1 protein-coding gene is annotated in these 255 nt (G+C 65.9%); it reads left to right on the top strand.

Annotated features, from left to right (window positions below):
- A partial coding sequence (locus tag QSK20_RS32045; RefSeq protein ID WP_285792338.1) for a sensor histidine kinase occupies positions 1-255 on the top strand: 255 nt, incomplete at both ends.

The following is a 255-nucleotide window of genomic DNA, read 5'->3' as shown; positions in this document are numbered from 1 at the left end:
GTCGGAGTTGCCGACCATCCGGGGCGAGGAGCCGTTGCTGACGAACCTGCTGGCCAATCTGGTCAGCAACTCGGTGAAGTTCCGGCGGCCGGACGTGCCGCCGAGGGTGCACGTCTCGGCGCGTCTGATGGACGGCGAGTGGGAGGTCACCTGTCGGGACAACGGTATCGGGATCGAGCCGGAGTTCGCGGACAAGATCTTCGTGATCTTCCAGCGGTTGCACTCGAAGGACGCCTACCCGGGCACGGGCATCGG

Origin of the sequence: Micromonospora sp. NBRC 101691, from assembly GCF_030269285.1 — a bacterium.
Taxonomy (GTDB): Bacteria; Actinomycetota; Actinomycetes; order Mycobacteriales; family Micromonosporaceae; genus Micromonospora; species Micromonospora echinospora.
Note: the sequence above shows the minus strand (reverse complement) of the source record. Positions and strands in the feature narration are given on the sequence as shown.